A 23,608-nucleotide genomic window follows, 5' to 3' on the forward strand; every position below is an offset into this window, starting at 1 on the left:
TTGTGACACGATGGCTCAACGACGACGAGCAGCGCGCCTGGCGGGCCTTCGGGCTGGCCAGCCGCCTGCTGACCGACCGCCTGGAGCGCGACCTGCTGGCCGGGGCCGGCATGCCGCCGACCTACTACGAGCTGCTGGTCCTGCTCTCCGAGGCGCCTGAGCGGACCATGCGCATGAGCGAGCTGGCGCACTGGACCAACTCCAAGCCCAGCCGCATCTCCCACGCGGTCAACAAGCTCGAAGAGAAGGGGTGGGTGCGCAGGGAGCACTACGTGGGCGACCGGCGCGGCTGGCTCGCCGTCCTGACCGACGACGGCCTGGAGGCCCTGCGGGCCGCGGCTCCCCGCCACGTGGCCGGCGTGCGCGAGCACCTGATCGACCTGCTCACCCCGGAGCAGCTCCGGCAGCTGGAGGACATCAGCCAGGTCCTCCTCGATCACCTCACCGAGCCGGGCGGCGCGCACTAGGCGACCGAGGCTCGAGGCCACATATACGCGCCGTCAACGTTCCGCATGCAAACGGGTCCTACGGTCGTGGGCCATGTCGAGTCATCGGATATCGCCGGAGCACCCGTACCCTCCCGAAGCTCCGGAGAGCGCCGTCACCACGGAGCAGGAGCAGGAGGACGGGGGCGGCGTCATGGCGCTGCTCGAACGCATCGGATCCGTCGTCGTGCCGATCACGGTGGCGCTCTACGCGGTCCTCTACATCGGCGTCGAGCAGATGTACGCCGTCTTCGGCGTCAACCCGCAGCAGGTGGGCGTCGACCAGTCGGTCCTGCTCGGCCGGCTGACGAGCACGTTGGTCCTGCTCCTGCTGGTCGCCATTCCGCTGCTCGGCGTCATCGCCGGCCTGGCATGGCTGATCGACAAGATCACCGGTGGCGCGGCGAACAGGTTCTACCAGGGGATCAGGAAGCGGCCCTGGATCGCCGCCACGGTGGCGGCGCTGTGGTGCGGGGCTACGTACTGGGGCGTCTTCCGCATCTTCGGCACGCTCGACCTGTTCGTCATGGTCGTCGTCGCGGTGGGGCTGGGCGTGCTGGCCTTCCTGATCCCGTTCCGGCTGCTACGCCGCAAGCCCGTCGGGCGCGCCGGGACGAAGGTGATCGTCGGCGGCCTGACCGGCGTCGGCCTGGGGTTCCTGCTCATCCTGAGCCTGGTCGAGGGCGCGATCGACGTCCAGGAGACCGGCCAGGCCAGCGAGCTGCTGAACGCGGTCGGCTTCCAGGACCAGTGGGCGGTGGTGAAGAGCGCCGAGGACGACAAGCCGCTCTACGACGGCCGCTGGATGATGCTGCTCGGCGAGAGCGACGGCACGTACGTCCTTTACGACTGCGACAAGCTCGAGACCTTCCGCAGGCCCATGGAGACCACCAACCTCGGCCAGATCCAGCTCGATCCCGAGCGCAGAGCGGGCTTCACCTGCGGCGACCTCGCCCAGCAGGACGGCGGCAACTAAGCCCCGGCCCGCCGGAGAACACTCACACAAGGAGAACGGAATGCTCACCATCCTGCTCGGCGCCGTGATCGGCGGGGCCATCGTCGGCGGCCTGGGACGGCTGCTCCTGCCCGGACGCCAGGACATCGGCTGGTTCGCCACCATCGCCGCGGGCATCGTGGCCGCCGGTGTCGGCACCGGGATCGCCTACCTCTTCGGCTTCAGCGAGAAGACCTGGCTGGTGATCGTCGTGCAGCTCGTCCTCGCCGTCATCTGCGTGGCGGCCGCCACGAGCATGCTGGGCAAGAAAAGCAGGTCCTGAGGTAACGGGCGCGGCCGTCGCCGGAGCACCGGGCTCCGGCGACGGCCGTTCGCATGTGCCGGCTCCGGTCACTGGCCATACACAAGAGCGAACGTACGACCACCGCTTGTTTCGCACGTTCTGACAGTGGAGATGTCAATGTCCAAGATCATTATCGCCGCCACACCCGCCCACGGGCACGTGGCGCCCCTCCTCACCGTCGCCGCCGACCTGGTGAGGCGCGGTCACGAGGTGACCTTCCTCACCGGCTCGAGGTTCAAGGAGCGTACGGAGGCCGTCGGCGCGTACTTCACGGCGCTGCCCGAGGGAGCCGACTACGACGACCGGCGGATGGACCTGGAGTTTCCCGAACGGAGCCAGCTCCCTCCTGGCCCGGTCCAGCTCGGGTTCGACGTCAAGCACATCTTCGGCGACCCGATCCCGGCCCAGTACGAGGCGCTGCGGCGGCTGCTGGCCGACATCCCGGCCACCGCGGTGATCACCGACAACCTGTTCCTCGGGGCCCTGCCGCTCTCCCTGGCCGCCGGGCCGGGCACCCGCCCGATCACCGTCAGCGTGGGCGTCTCGCCGCCGCCCCCGGCGACCGGCTGGGGCCCGGAGATCCACGTGGACGCGCAGCAGCACCTGGAGAAGCTGTTCGAGTCGGTCGGGGTGGCCCTTCCCGAGTTCGCGCTCACCGGCCTGATCACCGTCCCCGACCACTACCTGCAGCTGACCGTCCCCGGGTTCGAGTTCCCCCGTGACGACCTCCCGAGCTCCTTCCGCTTCGTCGGCCCCGTGCCGTCGGCAGCTGCCGGGGCCTTCGAGCGGCCGTCGTGGTGGAAGGAACTGTCGGACGGCCGCCCGGTCGTGGTGACCACGCAGGGGACGTTCGCCAACGTGGACCTGGAGGAGCTGGTCGTCCCCACGCTGCGCGTCCTCGCCGACTCCGACGCCCTCGTCGTCGCGGCCACCGCGCGGCCGGGCGGCGTCGAGGACGTGCGGAACATCATGGGGACCGTGCCCGGCAACGCCAGGCTTGCCGACTTCATCCCCTTCGACCTGCTGCTGCCCCATGCCGACGTCCTGGTCACCAACGGTGGCTACGGCGGGGTGCACACCGCCCTGCGGCACGGTGTCCCGCTCGTCGTCGGGGGCGTCACGGAGGACAAGCCGTTGATCGCAGCCCGGGTCGAGTGGAGCGGTACGGGCGTCAACCTGGGCACGGCGCGACCCGACGACGCCGCACTCCGCTCGGCCGTGAACACCGTCCTGTCGACGCCGTCCTACCGCGCCCGCGCACGGGAGCTGCGCGAGGAGATCGCCCGCTTCGACGCCCTGGAGTCGATCGCCGAACTGGTGGCGGCTCGTCGAGGGTGAGCCGCGATCACACTTCGGTCAGTTCTTGGTCACAAGGGCGGCCTACGATTTCCCGCGGTCTGACCAGGAGTCTTACCGAACTGTGAAGCGCGGGGAAGGAACGATCGATCATGAGGACGGGGTTGCGGTTCGCCCTGCTGGGGCCGGTCCGGGGGTGGCGCGGTGACGCGGAGCTCGACCTCGGCGCGCCCCAGCAGCGGGCGTTGCTCGCCTTCCTGCTGTTACGCGAGGGCGAGGCGGCGTCGATGGACGAGATCGTGGACGCGCTGTGGGGGGAGCGGCCGCCGGAGAGCGCGCGGGCCGTCGTGCGTACCTACGTGTGCCGGCTGCGCCGCGTCGTGTCGGCCGCCGAGGACGACGACCGGGTGATCAGGTCGTCCGGTTGCGGCTACGCCATATCCGCCGGCGCGGTGGCCGTGGACTGGCACACCTTCCTCGGGCAGGTGCGCGAGGCGCAGGCCGTGCGCGCTCGGGGAAGCCTGGCCGAGGCGCCGGCCGTACGTGCTGGGGGAAGCCTGGCCGAGGCGGCCGGCCTGCTGCGCAGCGCCCTGCGGCTGTGGCAGGGGCCGCCGCTGGGCGGGGCCCGCGGCGACTACGTCGACCAGGAGCGGACCCGCCTGGTCCAGCGCAGGGTCGCCGCGTTGGAGGAGCGGCTGTCGCTCGACCTGGAGCTCGGCCGGCACGCCGAGGCGAGCGAGGAGCTGGCCGGGGCCGTCGCCGCCGAGCCCATGCGCGAGCGGCTGCGCGAGCTGCAGATGCTCGCCCTCTACCGGTCGGGCCGGCAGGCGGAGGCGCTGGCCGCGTACGACGAGGTGCGGCGGTTGCTCGCCACGGAGCTCGGCATCGATCCCGGCGCCGGCCTGCGCGAGATGCGTCAGCGCATCCTGCGCGCGGACCCCGGGCTCGCGCCGCCGGCGCCGCGCCCGGTTGCGGCCGTCGCGGCCGAGCGGCCGCCCGCCCAGCTGCCCGCCGCGCCGCCCGGCTTCGTGGGCAGGCAGGCGGAGCTGGCCGCCGTCCACGACACGCTCGGTCCCGCCGGGTGGACGCCGGTGGTGGCGATCACCGGGCTCGGCGGGGTGGGGAAGACCGCGCTGGCCGTGCAGGCGGCGCACGCGATGCGGGACCGCTTCCCGGACGGCCAGGTCTACGCGGATCTCGGAACGTCCGCCGGTCGCCCGGCGGACCCCGCCGCGGTCCTGGGCTTCTTCCTGCGCTCCTTCGGCGTGCCGGCGGATCGGCTGCCCGACCGGCTGGAGGAGCGGGCGGCGCTGTGGCGAACCGTGCTGGCCGACCGGCGGGCGCTGATCCTGCTGGACGACGCCGCCGACGCGAACCAGGTACGCCACCTGCTGCCGGCGGCACCCGGCTGTGCCGCGATCGTCACCACCTGGCGGCACCTCATCGACCTGCCCGGCGTCCGCTGGATCGGGCTCGACGCCCTGCCCCCGGCGGACGCGCTGGAGCTGCTGGCCCGGCTGGCCGGCCACGGGCGGGTCCTCGGGCACCGGCAGGACGCGGTCGAGCTGGTCGATCTGTGCTCGCACCAGCCGCTGGCCGTACGCGTGGCCGCCGACCTGCTGCAGGCCAGGCCGCACTGGACGGTACGGCAGGTCCGCATGCGCCTGGAGGACGACCTGTACCGGCCCGCGGGCGCCAACGACGGCTGCGCCCTGATCGAGGCCCCCTTGCTGCTGGCGCAGAGCCGGCTCGATCCGCAGCAGGCCACGGCCTTCCGGCTCGCCGCGCTGCCCGATTACGGCGAGCTGACGGCGGAGTCGGTCGCGGCGCTGCTCGGCCTGCCGCGACCGCGGGCCCATCGGCTGCTGGAGTCGCTGGTCGACGCCCACCTGCTGCTGGCCGGGCCGGGCGGTACCTACCGGTACCACGGCCTGGTCCAGGCGTTCGCGAGGCGGCAGGCCTGGGCGTGCGAGGGCGTCGAACAGTGCGACGCCGCGCTGAGCCGGCTGCTGCGGTTCCACTCACGGCGACCGGCGGCCCTGCCCATGGGCTGATCCACCGGCGAGTTCGGCGGCGGCCGCGCGGTCATCCATGGGGGATTGACGCCGCGCATACGCCGCCGTTCCTAGCGCGCCGGCTGCCGGTAGGTGTACGTGCCGCCCGCCGTCAGCTCCGTGACGAGGTGGTGGTCGGGGGAGAGCCCGCAGGCCGGATCGGTACGGCCGGCGTCGCCGGTCAGCGCGTACGCCTGGCAGCGGCAGCCGCCGAAGTCGAGCGTCTTGCGCGGGCAGCTCGCGCACGGCTCGCGCATCCAGCCGGTGCCCCGGTAGGCGTTGAAGGCGGGCGAGTGCTCCCAGATCCAGCCGAGCGAGTGATCGCGGGCGTTGGGCAGGTCCAGCGGCAGGTCGTACGCCGCCGGGCAGGGCAGCACCCGGCCGTCGGGCGCGACGGTGATCGAGATCGCGCCCCAGCCGCCCATGCAGGGTTTGGGCACGCCGTCGAAGTAATCCGGGATCACCCAGATCAGCTCAACGGCCGTTTTTTCCCGATATTTCTGGACTACGGCCTCGGCGCGGGCGAGCTGCTCCCTCGTAGGCAGCAGCGCCGGCCTGTTGAGCAGCCCCCACCCGTAGAACTGGGTGTTGGCCAGCTCGATGCGCTCCACGCCCCACGCCAGCCCGAGCTCGATGATCTCGCCGACGGCGTCGAGGTTGGCCCGGTGCAGGACCACGTTGAGCCCGAGCGGCAGCCCGCTCGCGACCACCGCCGCGGCGGCCCGCTCCTTCCTCGCGAACGACGCGACCCCGGCGATCCGGTCCGACTCCTGCGCCGTGGCCGACTGGACCGACAGCTGCACGCTGCGCAGCCCCGCCGCCGCGAGCTCGCCCATCCGGCGCTCGGTCAGCCCGACGCCGCTGGTGACCAGCTGCGTGTAGACGCCCGCCTGGTCAGCCGCCGCCACGATCTCCGGTAGATCGCGTCGCAGCAGCGGCTCGCCGCCGGACAGATGCGCGTGCACGACGCCCAGTGCCGCCGCCTCGCCGAATATCCGCCGCCACTCGCCGGTGTCCAGCTCGCTCGACCTGGCCGCCAGCTCGGTGGGGTTCGAGCAGTACGGGCAGCGCAGCGGGCACGCGTGCGTGAGCTCGGCCAGCATGGCCCAGGGGGCGTTCACCGGAGCCAGCCCTCGGCCCGGACCCGTTCGAGGAACTCCACGATGTCCGGCTCCGCGCCCTCGGGCAGCTCGGCCACGATGTCCGCCACGGTCCGCGCGCCGTCGCACAGGGCGACGATGGCCGCGGCCTCCGCGTTGAGCACAACGATCCGCTCGGGCACGATCAGCAGGTCCGCCCCGCGTACGGGGTCGTGGCGGAGCATGGCCGAGCGGGACAGCCCCGGTCGCCAGGTCATCGGTACGCCCCGTCCACGGCGTCGAGCAAGGACCACAGGAGGTCGCACTTGTAGGCGAGTGCCGCGACGGCCTTCTCCTGGTCGGCGCGCGTCCGCGCCCAGTCGAGCACCAGGGCCAGGGCCTCGCCGCCGTCCTGGCGGCCCTGGGAGACGCGTACCTGGAAATATCGCAGTCCGTTCGGGTCTATCCACTGGTAGTGCCGTTCGAAGGCCGCGATCCTCGTACGCATGAGGTCCGGGGCGAACAGCTCGGTCAGCGACGCCGCGACGGCCTCCAGCGCGGAGCCGTTGCGGCACAGGTTCACGTAGCCGTCGACGGCCAGCCGCACGCCGGGCAGCACGCCCTCGCCCGACAGCAGCAGCGACCGCTCCAGCCCGGCCGCCTCGCCCAGGCGCAGCCACCGCTCGATGCCGCCCTCGCCGGGCGTGGCGCCGTCGTGGTCCTGGATCCTGCGCAACCACATCCTGCGCAGCTCGGGCGTGGTCAGCTTGGCCAGGATGAACGCGTCCTTGACCGGGATGTGCCGCTGGTAGTGGAAGCGGTTGAGTATCCAGCCCCGCAGCTCGTCCCGGGTCAGCTCGCCCGCGTGCATGCGCTGGTTGAACGGGTGCAGGTGGTGGTAACGCTTCTCCGGTACGGCGCGCAGCTCGGCCTCGAAGCCGTTCAAAGGTCGATCACCATCCCGTCCGCGGCCACCTCGATCCCCAGCTCGGCGAGCACCTCGTGCTGCTCGGCCGCCGGGTCCACGAGGGGGTTGGTGTTGTTGAGGTGGGTGTACAGGCGGCGGCCGGGCAGCTTGGAGAGCCGTTCCATGGTCGCCTCGATCGGCAGGTGGCCCATCTGGGTGGCGGTCCTGGCGGAGATCCCGGTACGGCGGGGCTCCTCGTCGTCCCAGAACGTGCCGTCGACGATCACGCACGCGGCCTGCCGGAACGCCTCGTCCAGCTCGTCCGGCCACTCGCCCATGGCGGGCGCGTACACCAGCGGCCCGAGGCGCAGCGCCGACACCCAGCCCGTGGCCTCGGGGGAGTCGGCGGCGTACCGGGGCCGCTTGCCCGACACCGGGATGGTGGCGGCGTCGGCCCAGGTCAGCTGGAGGTAGGGGCGCAGGAGCTCGGCGAAGGGGCGCAGCGCGTGCCGTACGACCGGGGTGGAACGCACCTCCAGCGCGTCGGCCTCCCTGAGCCTGAGCAGGCCGATCGTGTGGTCGAGCTCGGCGTCGGTGAGGATCACGCCCCTGAGCGGCGACTCGCGGGGACCGGGCCCAGGGCGCAACCACGCGCAAGACTCGATCTGCTCGGCGATGTCGGGCGTGGCGTTGACGACGTAAGCGCCGTCGTCGAGCTGGACGGCCAGGCTGGCATGACGTCGGCGGCGGCCCGGATGGGCGCGCGCCCCGGAGCAGCCGGGGCACGCGCAGTTCCACTGGGGCACGCCGCCACCGGCCGCGGTGCCGAGCACCTGCAGTCGCATGGCGGCGCCCGGTTACCGGGTGGCCAGGAAGTACGCGGTCATCTCCATCGATGCCTCGACGACCTGGTAGTCGGGCTTGTGCCAGGTCGTCTCCTCGCCGCGGGTCCTGACCTTCTTCTCGTGGATCCTGCGAGGTTGCTTCTTGCCCTGCTCTTTCGGCTGGGACATATGTGTACCTGCCTTCCGTCGGGTGTTACAACCGATATGACCCTGCGATGTGGCGGACGTCAATGCCTTAGATCGGAGCTATATCGCCGATTTCCGGAACCTTTCCCGGCCTGGGCAGGTCCGACGGGGAGCGTTCATCCGATGTCTCACCGATCGGTCGGCGGAGCTGCCCGATCGCCGAACGAAGTTCGCCTCGTTCGCGGAGTCACGCCGATTTCCGGCCGTTCGTTCGGGCCGAAGGGCACGCGCACCGGCGTATGGCGGACGCTGGAGCCCTGATGCCGCTCGACCGGAAGGACCGCAGCCGTGCCCGGACTCGACCACGAACACGTCGCCATCCGCACCGGCCCGCGCTCCGGGCTGCCGGTGATCGTCGCCGTCCACTCGACCGCGCTCGGCCAGGCGGTCGGCGGATGCCGCGTCTGGCGCTACGCCGACTGGCGCGACGGGCTCGCCGACGCGCTGCGCCTGTCGGCCGGCATGACCGCCAAGTGCGCCGTGGCCGGGCTGGCCAACGGCGGCGGCAAGACCGTCGTCGCCGTGCCCGAGGGCACCGAGCTGGATCCGGCGCTGCGCCGCAGGGTGCTGGAGGACGTGGCGGACGCCGTCACGGCCCTGGACGGCACGTACGCGACCGGTCCGGACGTCGGGACGAGCCCCGAGGACATGGCTGTCATCGGCGAACGTACCGCCCATGTCTTCTGCCGGCCGGTGGGGCGGGGCGGCAGCGGGGACTCCTCGCCGGCCACCGCGCTCGGCACGCTGGCGGCCCTGCGCGCCGTACGCCACCGCCTCCACGGCACCCGGACCCTCAAGGGCGCGCGCGTGTCGCTGGTGGGACTCGGCAGCGTGGGCCTTCGCCTGGCCGGTCTGCTCGCCGAGGAGGGAGCCGAGCTGCTGGTCGGCGACATCGACCCCGCCAAGCGGGCCCCGGCCCGCGAGCTCGGCGCGACCTGGGCCTCGCCCGGAGAGGCCCTCACCGCCGAGGCCGACCTCCTCGTCCCGGCCGCGCTGGGTGGCATCCTCACCGGGGACGTCGTACCGGAGCTGCGCTGCGCCGCCATCGCCGGGCCCGCCAACAACCAGCTCGCCGCCGAGCCCGTCGCCGACCTGCTGCACGAGCGCGGCATCGTCTGGGTGCCGGACTACGTCGTCAGCGCGGGCGGCGCCATCAACGCGCTCGCCGTCGAACTGCGTCACGAGACTCCCGAGGAGGCCCGCCTGCGCGTGGAGGCCATCGAGCTCACCGTCGCCGAACTGCTCCGCGAGGCCGAACACCGGAACGTGACCCCCGCCCGGGCCGCGACGGAGCTGGCCCGGCGCCGCCTCGACGCCGCGCGAGCCGGGCGGCCCGTCAGGTGAGTCCGCGCGGGGCGGCGATGATTCAGCGGCCCGTCACGTGAGTCCGCGCGGGGCCGCAGCGCCGCCTCCTCGGTGCGGGCGGCCAGGCCGCCGCACGCGTTTTCCGAGCCGGCCGGCCGCCTGCGGCCGGGTCGCCGTCCTTTCGATCCGGCCGGCCGCCTGCGGTCATTGCCAGGCCAGCGAGCCCCGGGTCGTCCAGTAGGTCTCGGGGTCCTCGGCCAGCACGGCGAGCCGCTCGTCCAGCTCCGGGCCCCAGGCGACGTGGACCGCGGCGAGATTGCTGTGGAACTGCTCCACCGAGGCGGCCCCGCTCAGCACCACGCCGGTCCACGGCCTGGCCAGGACGGCGGCCAGGGCCAGAGCGTCCGGGGTGAGGCCGCGTTCCCGGGCGGCCCGGGCGAGCGCGCCCGGCGCGGCGTGGGCGGTGAGGCGGCCGTTCGCCACGCCCTCCTTGACGATCACTCCCAGGCCGGCTCGATGCGCCCGGTCCAGGGCCGGGCCGGCGGACGGTTCGAGCAGGTTCCAGGTCGCCTGGACCGCGTCGAACAGGCCGACCTCGACCGCCCGGTCGATGGTGTCCGCCTGACGCGGGCCGGTCGTGGACAGGCCGACCGACACGCCGGAGGCGCGCAACTCGCGCAACTCGGCCAGGACGTCCTGGTCGTCGAGCACGCCGCTCTCCACGGTGGCCGAGTGGATCTGGTACAGCGACAGGTGCTCGCCCAGCAGCTTCCTGGTCTCGTCGAGCTGCCGTCGCAACCGCCCGGCGGACAGCTCTTTCACCTCGTGCCGGTCGGCGTCCATCCGCCAGTCGCCGACGTAGGCGTACCCCCATTTCGATCCCACGGTCACCGTCCCGGGCGCGATGGCGCGCTCGCGCAGCCAGCCACCGAGGAACTCCTCCGCCCGGCCGTAGGAGCGGGCCACGTCGAAGTAGCGCACCCCGGCCGCCAGCGCCGCGTCCAGGACCGCCCAGCTCCGGGCCCGCATCGCGTCGACGCTGCGATCACCGCCGAGGTCCTCCTCCCGGCCGAGCGTGATGTACGCCGGCCGGCCCAGCGCGGCCAGCCCGATCCCCACGGGTGTCACCCGCAGCCCCGTGCGGCCCAGCTCACGCACAATCATCCCGTCCCAGCTCTCCGCGGTCATGCCGCCAGTTGACCACATGCCGCCCGCGTCGGGCCGGCCGCCCCGGTCCGTACGGGGTGATCACCCGCCCGAGCCCAGGCCCGCGTCCCTGGCCCGGGCGACGGCTTCGGCGCGGTCGGCGACCTGCAGCTTGGTGAAGACGTTGGACACGTGGTTGCGGACCGTCTTGTCCGACAGGAACAGCCTCTTGGCGATGGCGGCGTTCGTCAGGCCACGGGCCACGAGATCGAGCACCTCGCGCTCGCGTTCGGTCAGCTCGGGGAACGGCGTGGTCGCCGCCCGGCCGCCGGAGGCGAACCACGACAGCACCCGCCCCGCGATCGCCGCGCTGAAGACCACCTCCCCGCTGCCGACGGCCCGCAGCGCCCGCGCGATCTCCTGCCGGTCGGCGCCCTTGACGAGATAGCCGCGCGCGCCCGCCCGCATCGCCGCGAACACCGAGTCGTCACCGTCCAGCATCGTCAGGACCAGCACCGCGGTCTCCGGCCGGTGCCGGACGATCTCGCGGGTGGCGTCGATGCCGTTGAGCGCCGGGCCGCCGTCACGCGCGGGCAGGTTGAGGTCCATCACCACGATGTCCGGTGTCAGCTCGGCGGCGAGCCGGACGGCTTCGTGCCCGTCGGGCGCCTCGCCGATCACCTCCACGTCCGGCAGGGCCTCCAAGGCGGTGATCAGTCCCTCCCGGTAGAGCGGATGGTCGTCGACGACGAGCACTCTCACGCGGGCACCTCCTCGGTCAGCTCGATCTCGCCGCGCGTGTGCAGCGGCAGGCGGGCCTCGACGCGGGTTCCGGCGCCACCGGCCCCGGCGCCGATGGTCAGGTCACCGCCGAGCTCGCGCGCCCTGGCCCGCATGGACGCCACCCCCATGCCCGGCACCGGCGCCCGCGGCATGCCGCGGCCGTCGTCCTCGACCACGACCCGCAGATCGTCCGCCTCGCGTCGCAGCTCGACCCGGGCCGTGGCCGCGCCCGCGTGGCGGGTGATGTTGGTCAGGGCCTCGGCCACCATGCGGTACGCGGCGACCTCTACGGCGGCCGGCGCCTGATCCAGGGGCTCGGCGATCTCGACGTCGATCCGCAGGCGCGCGCCGGCGAACCGGCCGGCCAGCTCGCGCACGGCCGACGGCAGGCCGAGATCGTCGAGCGCGGGCGGCCGCAGGCCGTGCACGATCCCGCGAACGTCGTCCACCGCCCCGCGCAGCCGCGGCACCACCTTGTCCAGCAGCCGCGTCGCCGCCGCCCGGTCCTCGCCGATCAGGTCGCGGGCGGTCTCGGCCTGCAGCGCCGCCGCGGCCAGCAGGGGGCCGAAGCCGTCGTGCAGCTCCCGGTAGAGCCGCCGCCGCTCCTCCTCCCGCGCGGTGACGAGCTGCTGGCGCGAGCGAACCAGGTCCCGCGTGAGGGCGACCGTGTGCACGGCCACTGCGGCGGACTCGGCGAGGGAGGCCAGCAGCCTGCGCTCGACCCGGCTCAGGCCGTCGGCGCGGTGGCCGACCAGCATGGTGCCGACGTCGGCCCCGCCGTAACGCAGGGGAAGGTGTTCGGTCTCCGCCACGGGGCTCCCGTGCGCGACGCGCTGGCCGTCCGCAAGCTCGATCGCCACGTACGGCAGGCGCATCGTCGAGGCCACCGTACGGGTCATCTCGGGCAGCAGCTCGGCCCCGACCACGTCCGCGTCGCGGGCGGCGTCCAGGCGCCGGGCGATGCCGGCCAGCACCGCGTACGGGTCCTCGCGCCGGCCGTGCACCAGCCGGTTGACCCGGCCCCGCAGCAGGCCCTCCAACGGGCGGCCGGCCAGCGCCACCACGGCCACGGCGACCAGCGGCGCGCCGGTCGAGCGCCCCAGCACGCCGCTCAGGATGTCCACCAGCGCGGTGTAACCGACCAGGGCGCACAGCAGGAGCAGGGTGTAGCGCAGCGACCGGCTGACGATCACGTCGACGTCCCACAACCCGTACCGCATGGCCGCCACCAGGCACCCGAGCGGCAACGGCAGCATCGCCGCCGCGGTCACCACCGGGCCGACGGGGAACCCCAGCCCGAACAGCACCACCGTGGCCGCGAACCCCAGCCCGATCCACTTGAGCTGCTGCCGCTGCGCCAGCCCGCCCTCGCGCCACCTGCGCCACAGGCACACGAGGGCGCACGCCAGCGCGGCCGCCGGAACCGCGTTCACCGCCAGCTCCAGCCACGCCGGCAGCCGGTCCACGCCGACGGGGTTACGCAGGTGGGTGCCGGTCAGGCTGGGCGCGTCCACGGTGTAGCCGGTCCTCGCCGCGTCCACGCTCGCCGCCAGCACGCCGGCCGCCGCCAGCCACATCACCGGGCGCCAGCCGCGTCCCAGCAGCCGCCCGTCGGGCAGCAGCAGCGGCAGCACCAGGGCGATGAGGGCGAACCCGGTGCGCCACGTCCAGTTGCCGACCCACAGCGCGGCCTCGGCGCCCGGCAGGGGGTGCCCGACCGCCAGCGCGTGCACGGCATACTGCGGGCCGGCGAAGCTGATCGCCTGGAGGAGTCCGATCGCCAGCAGCAGCCAGCCGATGACCAGCCGCGGGCGCGCGCCGGCGAGCCAGGCGCCCAACAGGCCGTACGAGCAGGCGGCCGTCGCGCTCATCGGCCACCACGCCATGAGATCCGGGTTTCCGGGCGCCTGCCCGTCGGCGACGTGCAGCACGATGCCGGCCGCGGTGAGGCCCAGCGTGAGGGCCGCGCCGACGGCGGCGCCCGCCTTGATCTGCCTGTCGCGTGGTGGCACGGCGCCATTGTGCCCGCCGCGCGTGCGCGGGTCACGGGACAGGATGTCCCGACTGTCACGTCCCGCCCGGACGGGACAGGAGGTCCCGTCGCGATCATGACCGTGGCCTCGTGAAACGCGGACGACCGGGCGCCCATGGTTGATCCATCGACACACGGAGGAATCACCATGAACCGGACCGTTCCAGCCCTCGTCGCCCTGCTGCTCGTCATGGACGTCACGGGCGCCCTGATCTCCCTCAGCACCGGGCTCAGCCCGACCCTGCTCGACGCGCTCGGCTCGGAAGCACGCCTGTCCGCGCCGCTCCCCATGATGATCGCCCAGGCCGTCCTGGCCTTCGGGACCACCCGCCGCAACCGCGGCGTGGCCGCCGTCTGCGCCGGGTTGCTCACGATCGCGGGGGGTCTCGCGTTCGTCTCCGGCTTCTACGACGGCGGCTACGACGACCCGCGGCTCACCGCGTCCCTGCGGCTCTTCCAGATCGCCCTCGTCGGGGCGCACCTGGCGATGGGGGTCTTCAGCGGCGTACGCGTGGTCCAGGCGCTGCGCGCCTGACCCGTCAGTGCGACGGGCTATCGCGCGATCACCCAGGCGGCCTCGCGGCTCACGGCGGGCTCCGGGTGGACGGCGCGGGTGAGCATGGTCTGCGCCACGCTCGCCTTGAGCAGGGCGGCCATCCGGACCACCGGCACCAGCGTCAGCGCGAACAGGGCGCCCACCGCCGTGGTGACCAGCACGAACGTCGTGGGGGTGGCGGCGAGTCCCAGCCACTCGGGCAGCCCGTTCTCAAGGGCGCCGGGGATCCGGGCGATGGCCCAGCCGTAGATGGGGAAGGTGAGGCCGGCGACGGCCCCGGCCCACCACACGGCGCTGAGGACGAAGGCGACCAGCGCGAACGGCAGCGCGATGATCCCGTGCAGCAGGTCCATCATCGCCTGCCCGCTGGTCAGCGGGTTCATCACGCGGCGGAACCAGCCCGCGCCCTCGGGGACGGGCGTGTACGCCGGGCGGGCGACGGGGTGGCCGAGCACGCCGGGGAGCGCGACGCGTTCGAGGTCGGCGAGGTGCCTGGCCGTGGCGGCGGTCGCGGCCAGCACCGGCAGGCCGACGAAGGCGACCGCGCTGCCCAGGCCGGCCGAGACGCCGATCACGGTGGTGGCGAAGGAGGCGACGGAGAGCGGGAGGCCGAGCAGGGTGTAGCGGGTGTCGGTGGCGAGGCGGCGCTGGAGGGTTCTCATGGGGAAGACGCTACGAGCCGGGCCCATGGCGCATCGACCCTGCGCGCGGGCGTGTACGTGGTAGGGCCAGCCCTACCTGAACGGCCTCGGCAGCCGTATTGTCGGGAAAGATCCACGACGTGATGATCAGAGCATGCTCCGATCAAGAACCGTCCTGTCCGTGCTCTCCATCGCCGTGTCCGCGCTGCTGATCAGCGGGCCCGCCGAGGCGCAGGCGGACCAGCCGTTACCCTCGGCGATCTTCCGCGCCACGCACAACAGCTACTCGGGCAATGTCGCCGGCGCCAGGAACTCGATCGCCTACCAGCTCGACCACGGCATCCGCTTCATCGAACTCGACATACACGACAACGGCTACGCCACCTCGAACGACTACTCCATCGGCCACGACTCCCCGGGCAACCAGGTCGACCACACCGGCAACCCCGCCTCCAACCTCCTGCGCGACTGGCTCAACGTGATCAACACCTGGTCGGCGCAGCATCCCGCCGCCGCCCCGATCGTCGTCGCCCTCGACATCAAGGACGACCTGACCGACAACACCTCGTACGCCGCCGGCAACCTGGCGGCGCTCAACCAGGAGCTCGTCTCCGTCTTCGGCCCGCGGCTGCTCTGGGCCGAGGACTACCCGGCCACCCCGCCGACGGTGGACGAACTGCGCGGCCGGGTGCTGCCCCTGATCTCCGGCAACGGGACGACCCGCACCCTGTACAAGCGCGACGTCGGCTCCAACCCGGCCATCGCGATCAACGGCCGCGGCCAGGTCGTCGAGGTGCACGACTCGGGTGCGGGCGCGCTCTGGTACTGGTCCGGCACGTACGGCGCCGACGGCCGCGTGACCTGGCTGCGCCACGGCAAGTACGACAACGGCGTGACGCCGGCCGTCGCACTGAACGACAACGGCGACCTGGTCGAGGTCCACCAGTCGCAGACGGCGACCACGCTGTGGTACCGCGTGGGCCGCCTCGGCGCCGACGGCGAGATCACCTGGTCGGCCAGCCGCAAGTACGACGACGGCGTCCAGCCGACCATCAGGTTCACCGATCCGGCGGGCACCCGGCTGCGCGAGATCCACCGCAGCCAGAGCAGCAGCCAGAACTGGAACTGGGACGGCGTGCTCGACGCCGGCGCGATGACGGTGTCGTGGAGCGGCAACGCCAAGACCTCCGACGCCCGTTACGACAAGGCCACCTCGGCCAGCGGCACGTCACGCGTGCGCGTGTGGACCGGCGCCGACGGCCCGACCCCGTCGCAGACGCTGCGCATCGACACCGACAGGTACACCGGCGACCGCATCCGCTACCAGCAGGTCGCCTTCGACGAGTTCCAGCAGGGCGACAGCGCCGAGCTCCAGCAGGGCGCGCTGTTCTACGCCGCGCCCGCCACGCAGTCCTCGTTCATCACCGCCGCCCGGCAGGCGGGACGGATCGTACGAGGCTGGGACTTCGACTCCACCGGCGACGCGACCAGCCCGCCGGCCAACTATCCGGCGACCAACCACCCGTATGACACGTGGTACCAGAACCTTCTCTCCCAATTCGGAGCAATCCAGTAAAACCCGCGTCGTACGAGGGGGCGGCGGCCAAAAATCGTTCGCTCCCTCGTACCCCCGGACGGCAGCATGAACGGGGCGGTGTCTGCATTCGGGAGGGCGGATGGCTGTGCTCGGATCACTTGAGGAATCCCAAAGCGCTCCATCTGCGCGGAGGTCGGCGGTGCTGCTCGCACTGCGCTACTACTGCGGGGAGCTGGTCCGCCAGCGGTGGGTCGCGGTGCCCGCGCTGACGATGCCGGCGCTGGGCAACATCTGCCTGTTCTACCTGGCGCCGCTGGCGGTGGCCGGGCTGGTGGGGCATCTGGCGGGAGGCGGGGAAGGCAGCGTCGCCGCGCTCCTGCCGTACGTGCTCGGCTTCGGCGCGCTGCTGCTGGGGGGCGAGGTGCTGTGGCGGATCGGGCTGCACTTCCTCAACCGCACGGACGCCCGGGGCATCGAACGGCTCGGCGTGGTCGGCATGGACGAGCTGCTGGCCAAGGACGCCGCGTTCTTCCACAACAACTTCGCCGGTTCGCTGACCAAACGGGTGCTGGGGTTCTCCTCCCGGTTCGAGGACTTCGCCGACCTGCTCACCTTCTCGATCATGGCCAAGCTGGTGCCGCTGATCTTCGCCTCGGTGGTGCTGTGGCAGTATCACCCGCTGCTGGTCCTCGTTCTCGTCGGTCTCATCATCGTCACCGGCGTGCTCGTCGCCCCGCTGATCCGCCGTCGCCAGGCGATGGTCGACGATCGCGAGGCCGCCAAGGTGCTGGTGTCCGGCCACGTCGCCGACGTGCTGGCCAACATGGAGACGGTCCGCGCGTTCGCCGCCGAGGGCCGCGAGGCCACCGAACACCGGGCCAGGATCGCCGAGCAGCAGCGGCTGACGCTGCGGTCCTGGGACTACGGCAACCTGCGGGTGGACACGGTCGTCGCCCCGATCTCGGTCCTCACCAGTGCGATCGGCCTGCTGCTCGCCGTGGCGCTGCGGGGCGGTCTGGGCGTGGAGGCCATCGTGGTGGTGTTCTCCTACTACTCCAACACGATCAGCATCATGTTCGAGTTCAACCAGATCTACCGGCGGATCGAGAGCGTCCTCACCGAGGCCGCCCAGTTCACCGAGCTGCTGCTCGTGCCGCCGACCGTGCTGGACCCCGCCGACCCGCAGCCGCTGCGCCCGGCCGACTCGAGCGTCCGCTTCGAGCGCGTGAGGTTCGCGCACGACGGCGCCGCGCCCCTGTTCGAGGGCCTCGACCTGGACATCCCCAGCGGCACCAAGATCGGGCTGGTCGGCCAGTCCGGCGGCGGCAAGACCACCCTCACCCGGCTGCTGCTGCGCCTCATGGACGTCGACGCGGGCCGGATCCTGATCGGCGGCCAGGACATCACCCGGCTGCGCCAGGCCGACCTGCGCAGCCTCATCGCGTACGTCCCCCAGGAACCCGCCATGTTCCACCGGTCGGTGCGCGACAACATCGCGTTCGCCCGGCCGGGCGCGAGCGACGCCGAGATCCTCGCGGCGGCGCGGGCGGCGCACGTCACGGAGTTCGCCGAGTCCCTGCCTGACGGCTTCGACACCCTGGTCGGCGAGCGCGGCGTCAAGCTCTCCGGCGGCCAGCGGCAGCGCCTCGCCCTCGCCCGCGCCATCCTGCGCGACGCCCCGATCCTGCTGCTGGACGAGGCCACCAGCGCCCTCGACTCCGAGAGCGAGCTCCTCGTCCAGGAGGCCCTGTGGCACCTGATGCGCGACCGCACCGCGCTCGTGGTGGCACACCGCCTGAGCACCGTCGTGCGCATGGACCGGCTGGTCGTGCTCAACCGGGGCCGCATCGTGGAGCAGGGCTCCCACGGCGAGTTGCTCCAGACCGACGGCCCCTACGCCCGGCTCTGGCGCCACCAGTCCGGCGGCTTCCTGGTGGACGACGACCGCTCCATCGCCCAGGCGGCGGTTGAGTAGGGCTTACTCATGCGATCCCGGCCTGCCGTGCGTCATCGTTGGAACGGTGCATTCGACATCGAGGAGATCCCATGATCAGGGACGGACGCTATGAGGGGCAGAGCGGCGGCATCGCGCTCACGCTGCGGGTGGACGCGGACGGCTCGGGGGTGATCAGCGCGGACGTGTTCCAGGTCGCGGCGGACGGCCGGAAGGCATACCTGGCGTCGGCGCGCACCGCGCCCGGCACCAAGGTCGCGCTCGACGACGGGACGTGGCCGGCGATCTGGCAGGCCGGTCCCACGAACAGGACGACGGGGTCGCTGGCCCTGGCCCAGGCACAGACCGGCGGCGTGTCGGTCACGTTCACCCTCGACGCCCCGCTGAACGGGCTGCCCGCCCGGACCGAGGTGGTCGTGCCCGTCGAGCACAAGGACGACGCGCTGCGCGAGCTGGGCCTGGAGATCGAGCTGGAGCAGAACGTCCCGGCGCCGAACCCGGTGATCTTCCAGGGCGTGGAGCGCACGATCAACGGCTGCCTGCGGGGGGCCGGGTTCGCGGTCAAGGACGTCGGGCGGCAGAGCCCCATCCCGGCCGGGATCGCCGGAGCGTGGGACGACTCGCTGCTCTACACCATGCTGAGCGATCTCATGCTCATCACCGGCGACGCGTCGCTGCGCGCCAGGGCATGGGAGCTGCATCTGCTCCTGCTGTCCCGGGCGGCCATCCCCGGGCTGGCCGGGGTGATGTTCGACGCCGAAGGGCTGCTCCAGCGGCAGGGCGCGGCGGTCTTCACCGCCGGGTTCCAGGGGGCGACCAGGGATCAGAAGATCATCAGGACCATCGTCCACGAGCTCGGGCACGCGCTCAACCTCGCGCACCGCTTCGAGCGCGTGGTCGGCCGGGCCGACTCGACCTCCTTCATGAACTACGACTGGCGCTACCTGGGCGGCGGGCACGAGCAGGACTACTGGCGGGAGTTCGCGTTCACCTTCGACGCCGACGAGCTGGCGTTCCTCCGCCACGGGCCGCTGACGGCGCTGATCCCCGGGGGCGAGCCCTTCCACTCCGTTCGCTACTGGGCCGACGGGGGCGGCGGGCACTCGCCGTACGCGCCCGAGATCCCGTTCGACGGCTACCGGCTGGCGCTCGCCGCGCCCGAATCCGGGCCGGTCTTCGCCTTCGGCCAGCCGGTGTTCCTCAAGGTCACCCTGGAGAACCGCACGGCGGCGGACCTGGAGGTGGAGCGCTGGGTGCTCGACCCGAAGGCCGGGCCGCTGGAGATCCTGGTGCGCCGCCGCAGCGACCCGCCGGCGGACGTGACCGCGTTCACCCCGATCGCCCAGCGGTGCATGGACTCCACCGCCAAGCTCACCCTGCCGCCCGGCGGGGCGCTCAGCAACAACGTCAACCTCACCTTCGGCTCGGCCGGCTTCACCTTCGCCGAACCCGGCGAATACGACATCACGCCGGTCCTCGGCATCCCCGCCCGCGACCCGGCGGGCGAGCCCGTGCAGTGGGTGGTCACCGGCGAGCCGCTGCGCGTCCGCATCACGCCCCCGCTGGGCGTGGCGGAGGAGCGCGACGCCGAGGTGCTGCACGCGTCGGAGGTCGGCGCGTGGTTCGCCCTCGGCGGCAGCGACGCCCTCGCCTCGGCGGGCGAGGCGCTGGAAGGGGTACGCGAGCGCCGCCAGGCCGAGACGGGGAGTCACGACCCCGTCGTGGCGGCGATCGTCCGTACCGCCGCGCTCGACGCCGCCCGCCCGTCGATCCGCTTCCAGGACAACGAGTACGTCCGCCGCGACGGCGACCCCGCGCAGGCCGCCCAGCTGCTGGCCGGCCTGGACGCCCGGGCGCTGCGCACCTTCGACCCGTACACCGCGCAGCAGACGACCGCCCTCGCCGCCCAATACCGGAGCGCCGCCGGCGAATAGGTTGACGAAAGTAAGGGGGCGAACGGGTCTTTCGGGAGTATTAGTCACAGAGGGGCTATTTCTACGCTCCTGCCATGACCAGATCTCGTCTTGCGGCCGCAATCGTCGCTCTGCTCGGCGCCATGTTTCCGGCTTCCGCGGCCTCCGCCACCGCGGAAGCCCTCTCCATACCCCGCCCCACCGGGCAGTACGCGGTCGGGCGCGACACCCTGCACCTCGTCGACAAGAAGCGTCCCGACCCGTGGGTGCCCACCGCCGGCGGGCGGGAGCTGATGGTGTCGATGTACTACCCCGCCTCCACCGGCGGCAGCCCCGCCCCGTACATGACCGTCGACGAGGCCGGACTCCTGCTCAAGGGGCTGAAGCTGGACACCAGGTTCAAGGCGGGGCAACTCGCCGGCGTCCGCGTGAACGCCCGCGTCGGCGCCCGCCCGGTCGGTGGCAGGCATCCCTTGGTGCTGCTCTCGCCGGGCTTCACGCTCAACCGCGCCACCCTGACGACGCTCGCCGAGGAACTGGCGTCCAAGGGGTACGTCGTCGCGCTCGTGGACCACGCCTACGAGTCGTACGGGACCGCCTTCCCCGGCGGCCGTACCCTGACCTGCGTCGCCTGCGAGACGATCGAGCGGGCCCCCTCCGACGAAACGGAGAAGAAGCTGATGGCCAAGGCCGCCGAAGGGCGAGGAACCGATCTCTCCTTCGTGGCCGGCGAGCTGACCCACTGGAAGCGCTGGAAGATGATCGACCCGAGGCGGATCGGCGCCGCCGGACACTCCCTGGGCGGCAACGCCGCCGCCGTCGCCATGGCCGCCGACCGCCGCATCCGCGCCGGGGTGGACCTGGACGGTACGTTCTTCGCGCAGGTGCCGCGGTCGGGCCTCGGCAAGCGGCCCTTCCTCATGCTCGGCACCAAGGCCCAGCACTCGCCCGACGGCGTCGACACGAGCTGGCCGACGGCCTGGCAGCGGCTGGACGGCTGGAAGCGCTGGCTGACGGTCGCCGACTCCGGCCACTTCACCTTCATCGACCTGCCGATCATCGGCGGGCAGGCGGGAGCCAGCGACCCCTCCGCCCCGCTCTCGGGCGAACGGTCGGGCGAGATCACCACGGCCTATGTGGGCGCCTTCTTCGACCAGCACCTACGCGGCGAGCACCGGCCGCTGCTCGACGGCCCGTCCGCCGCCAACCCCGAGGTGGCCTTCCAGGCTCCTTGAAGAAAAACGGGCCCGCACCCCCTGGGTGCGGGCCCGTTTTCCGGCGAGTCAGGCGGGGACGATGTTCTCCGCCTGCGGGCCCTTCTGGCCCTGGACGATGTCGAAGGACACCTTCTGGCCCTCGTTCAGCTCGCGGTAGCCGCCGTTGGAGACGATGTTGGAGTAGTGCGCGAAGACGTCGGCGCCGCCGCCGTCCTGCGCGATGAAGCCGAAGCCCTTTTCAGAGTTGAACCACTTGACGGTTCCGGTTGCCATGCCGATCTCCTTTAGATAAGTGCAGAAAACATGACCCATCCCGGAAATGACCGGCAAGCAAAAACGCGCCCGAAGATCGTATTTCGTCGGGCGCGCAAGTCTCATGGGTACCACAACTGCAACTTGCCCCACCCTAGCACACGCTTCCAGTGCGGCCTGACGAAGCTTTCTTATTTGTCGCTGCCCTCGATATTTTTTGCCCCGGATTGACCTTTTCTTCCGGCGCAGCCGTACACGATGGTCTGCGCCACGTCCCGGACGGCGTCCCTGCTGACACTCCCCGGCGGCGCGCTGACCAGGGTGAACAGCGCACCTCCGTAGAGCGCGATCATGGCGGGGATCTGCTCGCGCGGGATGGTGAGGCCGAGCCGGTCGTGGTGTCCGGCGGTGACGAGCAGCGCCGTGTCCTGCAGGCCGGCGAGCGCCGTGGCGAGCGACGGCCGGCGCGTGGCCTCCAGCTGCAGTTCGAAGATCGCCAGATAGCGGTTGCGCAGGGTGGTCGCCGCTGTGAGCAGCGATTCCGCCAGCAGGTCGACCAGCGTCGCGGGTCGCTCCATGGCCCGGCCGGTGTCGGCGTGGTGCAGCTCGGCGATGCGCTCCGCGGCGGCCACCAGCAGGGCTTCCCGGCTGCGGAAGTAGTTGGAGGCCGTTCCCGGCGGGAGGTCCGCCGCCTTCTCCACCGCGCGGTGCGTCAGCCCGTGCACGCCCGACGACGCCAGCAACTCGATGGCCGCATCGGTCAGGGCTTGGCGACGGGCTGGATTCGTGGGGGGCATGCGGTCATGCTACCAATATCCGTACTAGTACGATCGTAGTGAATCGACCGAGGAGGTCCCATGAAGGTCGTCGTGGTCGGTGCCGGGCTCGGAGGAGTGGCGGCCGCGGTGGGGCTGCATCGCCTGGGCCATGAGGTGACCCTCTTCGAACGGGGCGCCGAGCTCAGGGAGGCCGGCACCGGGATCGTGGTCATGCCCAACGGGCTTCGCGCGCTGGACGCGGTGGGGCTGGCTGACGACGTTCGCGGGCACGTCATGCGCGCGACCTTCGGGGGATTGCGGGACTGGCGCGGGCGGCCGCTGCTGGTCACCGACCTGGCCCGGGCGCAGCAGGAGGTCGGGGCGCCCGCCATCGTCGACCGGGCCGAACTGCACCGAGCGTTACGCGCCCCGCTGCCCGCCGCCCTGGTGCGTGCCGCGACCCCCGTCGAGCGCCTGGAGCCCGACCCCGACGGGGTCACCGTGATCAGCGACGGCGGCCCCGTCGCGAGGGCGGACGCCGTGATCGCGGCCGACGGCATCGGCAGCAAGCTGCGCGCGCAGCTCTTCCCCGGCCACCCCGGGCTGCGGCGCACCGGCCGGATGGACCTGCGCGGCATGCTGCCCCGCCCGGCCGGCCTGGCCGCCGACCTGCTCGTCAGTCAGCTGGTCGATCGCCGCAGCGGGGCGATGTTCGGCCTGTTCCCCGTCGGCGAGGACCGCCTGTACTGGTTCACCGACTCCGTCCTGCACGGCACGCCGCCGGAGGCGAACGAGGCGCGCCGGCAGATGCTGTCCCTGATGGCCGACTGGCACCCCCTCGTCACCGCCCTGATCGAGGCCACGCCGGCCGGCGACATCTACGTCGACCCGATCACCCGCCTGGCCGAACCCCTGCCCTCGTTCGTGTCCGGGCGGATCGCGCTCCTCGGCGACGCCGCGCACGCCATGCCCCCCGACCTCGGCCAGGGCGCCAGCCAGGCGTTCGAGGACGCGGCCGCACTGAGCCGCCACCTGACCGGCGCCGCGCCGGCCGACGTCGCCGAGCGGCTCCTGCGCTACGACGCCGAGCGCAGACCCAGCGCCAACCGCATGATGCGGGCGGCGTCCCGGCAGTCGCGGCTGACGTCCCAGACCGGCCTCGCCGCATGGCTGCGCGACACGCTGCTCCGCGCCGTCCCTTCCCGCCTCGCCACCCGACAACTTGCCGCCCTCTGGCACGCCTAGGCCGTGTTTCATAAGGCCTTGAGCCACTGATTGATCGCAGCGATGATGACGACGGCTTCGTAGCGGACGGCGAGCTTGTCGTAACGGGTCGCCATGCCGCGGTTGCCTTTGAGCAGGTT

The 23,608-nt window shown here is 72.4% G+C and carries 23 protein-coding genes; 12 read left to right on the plus strand and 11 right to left on the minus strand.

Going from position 1 to position 23,608, the window contains the following annotated elements; all coding sequences use genetic code 11:
• Nucleotides 1-2 precede the first annotated feature (2 nt).
• The 5 genes from ACFKCF_RS27555 to ACFKCF_RS27575 all read left to right on the plus strand — a co-directional run bounded on the left by ACFKCF_RS27555 (nucleotide 3) and on the right by ACFKCF_RS27575 (nucleotide 5,133).
• On the plus strand, nucleotides 3-467 hold the full coding sequence (locus ACFKCF_RS27555; RefSeq protein ID WP_394497950.1) for a MarR family winged helix-turn-helix transcriptional regulator: 465 nt from the start codon (nucleotides 3-5) through the stop codon (nucleotides 465-467).
• A 73-nt stretch (nucleotides 468-540) separates the two neighbouring features.
• Nucleotides 541-1,461, plus strand: coding sequence for a hypothetical protein (locus ACFKCF_RS27560; RefSeq protein ID WP_394497952.1), 921 nt, complete (start codon nucleotides 541-543; stop codon nucleotides 1,459-1,461).
• A 40-nt stretch (nucleotides 1,462-1,501) separates the two neighbouring features.
• Nucleotides 1,502-1,762 (plus strand): GlsB/YeaQ/YmgE family stress response membrane protein, encoded by a 261-nt coding sequence (locus ACFKCF_RS27565; RefSeq protein ID WP_394497953.1) that lies wholly within the window; start codon nucleotides 1,502-1,504, stop codon nucleotides 1,760-1,762.
• Nucleotides 1,763-1,900: 138 nt separating this feature from the next.
• Entirely contained in the window at nucleotides 1,901-3,121 is a 1,221-nt protein-coding gene (locus ACFKCF_RS27570) for a glycosyltransferase (RefSeq protein ID WP_394497955.1), read from the plus strand.
• A gap of 110 nt (nucleotides 3,122-3,231) precedes the next feature.
• On the plus strand, nucleotides 3,232-5,133 hold the full coding sequence (locus ACFKCF_RS27575; protein ID WP_394497957.1) for a BTAD domain-containing putative transcriptional regulator: 1,902 nt from the start codon (nucleotides 3,232-3,234) through the stop codon (nucleotides 5,131-5,133).
• 71 nt (nucleotides 5,134-5,204) lie between these two features.
• Here ACFKCF_RS27575 and pqqE read toward each other — a convergent pair whose 3' ends face one another.
• From pqqE to pqqA, 5 genes are read right to left on the minus strand one after another with little or no spacing between them, the layout of a single operon-like run.
• Nucleotides 5,205-6,254: a pyrroloquinoline quinone biosynthesis protein PqqE gene (gene pqqE, locus ACFKCF_RS27580; RefSeq protein WP_394497959.1), complete on the minus strand. Its 1,050-nt coding sequence runs from the start codon at nucleotides 6,252-6,254 to the stop codon at nucleotides 5,205-5,207.
• Nucleotides 6,251-6,490: a pyrroloquinoline quinone biosynthesis peptide chaperone PqqD gene (pqqD, locus tag ACFKCF_RS27585; protein ID WP_394497960.1), complete on the minus strand. Its 240-nt coding sequence runs from the start codon at nucleotides 6,488-6,490 to the stop codon at nucleotides 6,251-6,253. The genes pqqE and pqqD overlap by 4 nt, the downstream gene beginning before the upstream one ends.
• Nucleotides 6,487-7,158 carry a pyrroloquinoline-quinone synthase PqqC gene (gene pqqC / locus ACFKCF_RS27590; RefSeq protein WP_394497962.1) on the minus strand — a complete coding sequence of 224 codons (672 nt, stop codon included), beginning with the start codon at nucleotides 7,156-7,158 and terminating at the stop codon, nucleotides 6,487-6,489. The genes pqqD and pqqC overlap by 4 nt, the downstream gene beginning before the upstream one ends.
• Nucleotides 7,155-7,964 carry a pyrroloquinoline quinone biosynthesis protein PqqB gene (pqqB, locus tag ACFKCF_RS27595; RefSeq protein WP_394497964.1) on the minus strand — a complete coding sequence of 270 codons (810 nt, stop codon included), beginning with the start codon at nucleotides 7,962-7,964 and terminating at the stop codon, nucleotides 7,155-7,157. The genes pqqC and pqqB overlap by 4 nt, the downstream gene beginning before the upstream one ends.
• A gap of 12 nt (nucleotides 7,965-7,976) precedes the next feature.
• Entirely contained in the window at nucleotides 7,977-8,132 is a 156-nt protein-coding gene (gene pqqA, locus ACFKCF_RS27600) for a pyrroloquinoline quinone precursor peptide PqqA (RefSeq protein WP_225963807.1), read from the minus strand.
• A 306-nt stretch (nucleotides 8,133-8,438) separates the two neighbouring features.
• Here pqqA and ACFKCF_RS27605 point away from each other — a divergent pair, with 306 nt between their 5' ends.
• Nucleotides 8,439-9,494 (plus strand): Glu/Leu/Phe/Val dehydrogenase dimerization domain-containing protein, encoded by a 1,056-nt coding sequence (locus tag ACFKCF_RS27605; protein ID WP_394497967.1) that lies wholly within the window; start codon nucleotides 8,439-8,441, stop codon nucleotides 9,492-9,494.
• Nucleotides 9,495-9,659: 165 nt separating this feature from the next.
• On the opposite strand, the gene ACFKCF_RS27610 is transcribed toward ACFKCF_RS27605, so the two are convergent.
• From ACFKCF_RS27610 to ACFKCF_RS27620, 3 genes are read right to left on the minus strand one after another with little or no spacing between them, the layout of a single operon-like run.
• Nucleotides 9,660-10,643: an aldo/keto reductase gene (locus tag ACFKCF_RS27610; RefSeq protein ID WP_394497968.1), complete on the minus strand. Its 984-nt coding sequence runs from the start codon at nucleotides 10,641-10,643 to the stop codon at nucleotides 9,660-9,662.
• A gap of 60 nt (nucleotides 10,644-10,703) precedes the next feature.
• Nucleotides 10,704-11,363, minus strand: coding sequence for a response regulator (locus ACFKCF_RS27615; protein WP_394497969.1), 660 nt, complete (start codon nucleotides 11,361-11,363; stop codon nucleotides 10,704-10,706).
• Nucleotides 11,360-13,396 (minus strand): sensor histidine kinase, encoded by a 2,037-nt coding sequence (locus ACFKCF_RS27620; RefSeq protein ID WP_394497970.1) that lies wholly within the window; start codon nucleotides 13,394-13,396, stop codon nucleotides 11,360-11,362. The genes ACFKCF_RS27615 and ACFKCF_RS27620 overlap by 4 nt, the downstream gene beginning before the upstream one ends.
• 168 nt (nucleotides 13,397-13,564) lie before the next feature.
• On the opposite strand from ACFKCF_RS27620, the gene ACFKCF_RS27625 reads away from it, so the two are divergent.
• On the plus strand, nucleotides 13,565-13,951 hold the full coding sequence (locus ACFKCF_RS27625; protein ID WP_394497972.1) for a hypothetical protein: 387 nt from the start codon (nucleotides 13,565-13,567) through the stop codon (nucleotides 13,949-13,951).
• A gap of 17 nt (nucleotides 13,952-13,968) precedes the next feature.
• Here the strand turns inward: ACFKCF_RS27625 and ACFKCF_RS27630 are convergent, their stop codons facing one another.
• Entirely contained in the window at nucleotides 13,969-14,634 is a 666-nt protein-coding gene (locus ACFKCF_RS27630; protein WP_394497973.1) for a sensor domain-containing protein, read from the minus strand.
• 133 nt (nucleotides 14,635-14,767) lie between these two features.
• Here ACFKCF_RS27630 and ACFKCF_RS27635 point away from each other — a divergent pair, with 133 nt between their 5' ends.
• The 4 genes from ACFKCF_RS27635 to ACFKCF_RS27650 all read left to right on the plus strand — a co-directional run bounded on the left by ACFKCF_RS27635 (nucleotide 14,768) and on the right by ACFKCF_RS27650 (nucleotide 21,252).
• Nucleotides 14,768-16,189: a hypothetical protein gene (locus ACFKCF_RS27635; RefSeq protein ID WP_394497975.1), complete on the plus strand. Its 1,422-nt coding sequence runs from the start codon at nucleotides 14,768-14,770 to the stop codon at nucleotides 16,187-16,189.
• Nucleotides 16,190-16,349: 160 nt separating this feature from the next.
• Complete coding sequence (locus tag ACFKCF_RS27640) at nucleotides 16,350-18,125, plus strand: ABC transporter ATP-binding protein (RefSeq protein WP_394497976.1); 1,776 nt, start codon at nucleotides 16,350-16,352, stop codon at nucleotides 18,123-18,125.
• Between the two features lie 71 nt (nucleotides 18,126-18,196).
• A complete protein-coding gene (locus ACFKCF_RS27645; protein ID WP_394497978.1) occupies nucleotides 18,197-20,038 on the plus strand; it encodes a hypothetical protein in 1,842 nt (613 codons plus the stop codon).
• A 74-nt stretch (nucleotides 20,039-20,112) separates the two neighbouring features.
• On the plus strand, nucleotides 20,113-21,252 hold the full coding sequence (locus tag ACFKCF_RS27650; protein ID WP_394497980.1) for an alpha/beta hydrolase family protein: 1,140 nt from the start codon (nucleotides 20,113-20,115) through the stop codon (nucleotides 21,250-21,252).
• A 48-nt stretch (nucleotides 21,253-21,300) separates the two neighbouring features.
• On the opposite strand, the gene ACFKCF_RS27655 is transcribed toward ACFKCF_RS27650, so the two are convergent.
• Together ACFKCF_RS27655 and ACFKCF_RS27660 are read right to left on the minus strand one after the other, a co-directional pair.
• On the minus strand, nucleotides 21,301-21,507 hold the full coding sequence (locus ACFKCF_RS27655) for a cold-shock protein (protein ID WP_185069135.1): 207 nt from the start codon (nucleotides 21,505-21,507) through the stop codon (nucleotides 21,301-21,303).
• A gap of 170 nt (nucleotides 21,508-21,677) precedes the next feature.
• A complete protein-coding gene (locus ACFKCF_RS27660; RefSeq protein ID WP_394497982.1) occupies nucleotides 21,678-22,283 on the minus strand; it encodes a TetR/AcrR family transcriptional regulator in 606 nt (201 codons plus the stop codon).
• Nucleotides 22,284-22,343: 60 nt separating this feature from the next.
• Between ACFKCF_RS27660 and ACFKCF_RS27665 the strand changes: the two genes are divergently transcribed.
• A complete protein-coding gene (locus ACFKCF_RS27665; RefSeq protein WP_394497984.1) occupies nucleotides 22,344-23,489 on the plus strand; it encodes an FAD-dependent oxidoreductase in 1,146 nt (381 codons plus the stop codon).
• The last annotated feature ends 119 nt before the right edge of the window (nucleotides 23,490-23,608 follow it).

The organism is Nonomuraea sp. JJY05, assembly GCF_043496855.1.
In the GTDB taxonomy this organism is placed as follows: domain Bacteria; phylum Actinomycetota; class Actinomycetes; order Streptosporangiales; family Streptosporangiaceae; genus Nonomuraea.

What these genes read in the sequence shown, in the direction of transcription:
- ACFKCF_RS27645 (WP_394497978.1), top strand. Translation starts at nt 18,197, where the DNA reads ATGATCAGGGACGGACGCTATGAGGGGCAGAGCGGCGGCATCGCGCTC.
- ACFKCF_RS27660 (WP_394497982.1), bottom strand. Translation starts at nt 22,283, where the DNA reads ATGCCCCCCACGAATCCAGCCCGTCGCCAAGCCCTGACCGATGCGGCC.
- ACFKCF_RS27635 (WP_394497975.1), top strand. Translation starts at nt 14,768, where the DNA reads ATGCTCCGATCAAGAACCGTCCTGTCCGTGCTCTCCATCGCCGTGTCC.
- ACFKCF_RS27570 (WP_394497955.1), top strand. Translation starts at nt 1,901, where the DNA reads ATGTCCAAGATCATTATCGCCGCCACACCCGCCCACGGGCACGTGGCG.
- pqqB (WP_394497964.1), bottom strand. Translation starts at nt 7,964, where the DNA reads ATGCGACTGCAGGTGCTCGGCACCGCGGCCGGTGGCGGCGTGCCCCAG.
- ACFKCF_RS27650 (WP_394497980.1), top strand. Translation starts at nt 20,113, where the DNA reads ATGACCAGATCTCGTCTTGCGGCCGCAATCGTCGCTCTGCTCGGCGCC.
- ACFKCF_RS27560 (WP_394497952.1), top strand. Translation starts at nt 541, where the DNA reads ATGTCGAGTCATCGGATATCGCCGGAGCACCCGTACCCTCCCGAAGCT.
- ACFKCF_RS27565 (WP_394497953.1), top strand. Translation starts at nt 1,502, where the DNA reads ATGCTCACCATCCTGCTCGGCGCCGTGATCGGCGGGGCCATCGTCGGC.
- ACFKCF_RS27630 (WP_394497973.1), bottom strand. Translation starts at nt 14,634, where the DNA reads ATGAGAACCCTCCAGCGCCGCCTCGCCACCGACACCCGCTACACCCTG.
- ACFKCF_RS27625 (WP_394497972.1), top strand. Translation starts at nt 13,565, where the DNA reads ATGAACCGGACCGTTCCAGCCCTCGTCGCCCTGCTGCTCGTCATGGAC.
- ACFKCF_RS27610 (WP_394497968.1), bottom strand. Translation starts at nt 10,643, where the DNA reads ATGACCGCGGAGAGCTGGGACGGGATGATTGTGCGTGAGCTGGGCCGC.
- pqqA (WP_225963807.1), bottom strand. Translation starts at nt 8,132, where the DNA reads ATGTCCCAGCCGAAAGAGCAGGGCAAGAAGCAACCTCGCAGGATCCAC.
- ACFKCF_RS27655 (WP_185069135.1), bottom strand. Translation starts at nt 21,507, where the DNA reads ATGGCAACCGGAACCGTCAAGTGGTTCAACTCTGAAAAGGGCTTCGGC.
- ACFKCF_RS27575 (WP_394497957.1), top strand. Translation starts at nt 3,232, where the DNA reads ATGAGGACGGGGTTGCGGTTCGCCCTGCTGGGGCCGGTCCGGGGGTGG.
- pqqD (WP_394497960.1), bottom strand. Translation starts at nt 6,490, where the DNA reads ATGACCTGGCGACCGGGGCTGTCCCGCTCGGCCATGCTCCGCCACGAC.
- ACFKCF_RS27665 (WP_394497984.1), top strand. Translation starts at nt 22,344, where the DNA reads ATGAAGGTCGTCGTGGTCGGTGCCGGGCTCGGAGGAGTGGCGGCCGCG.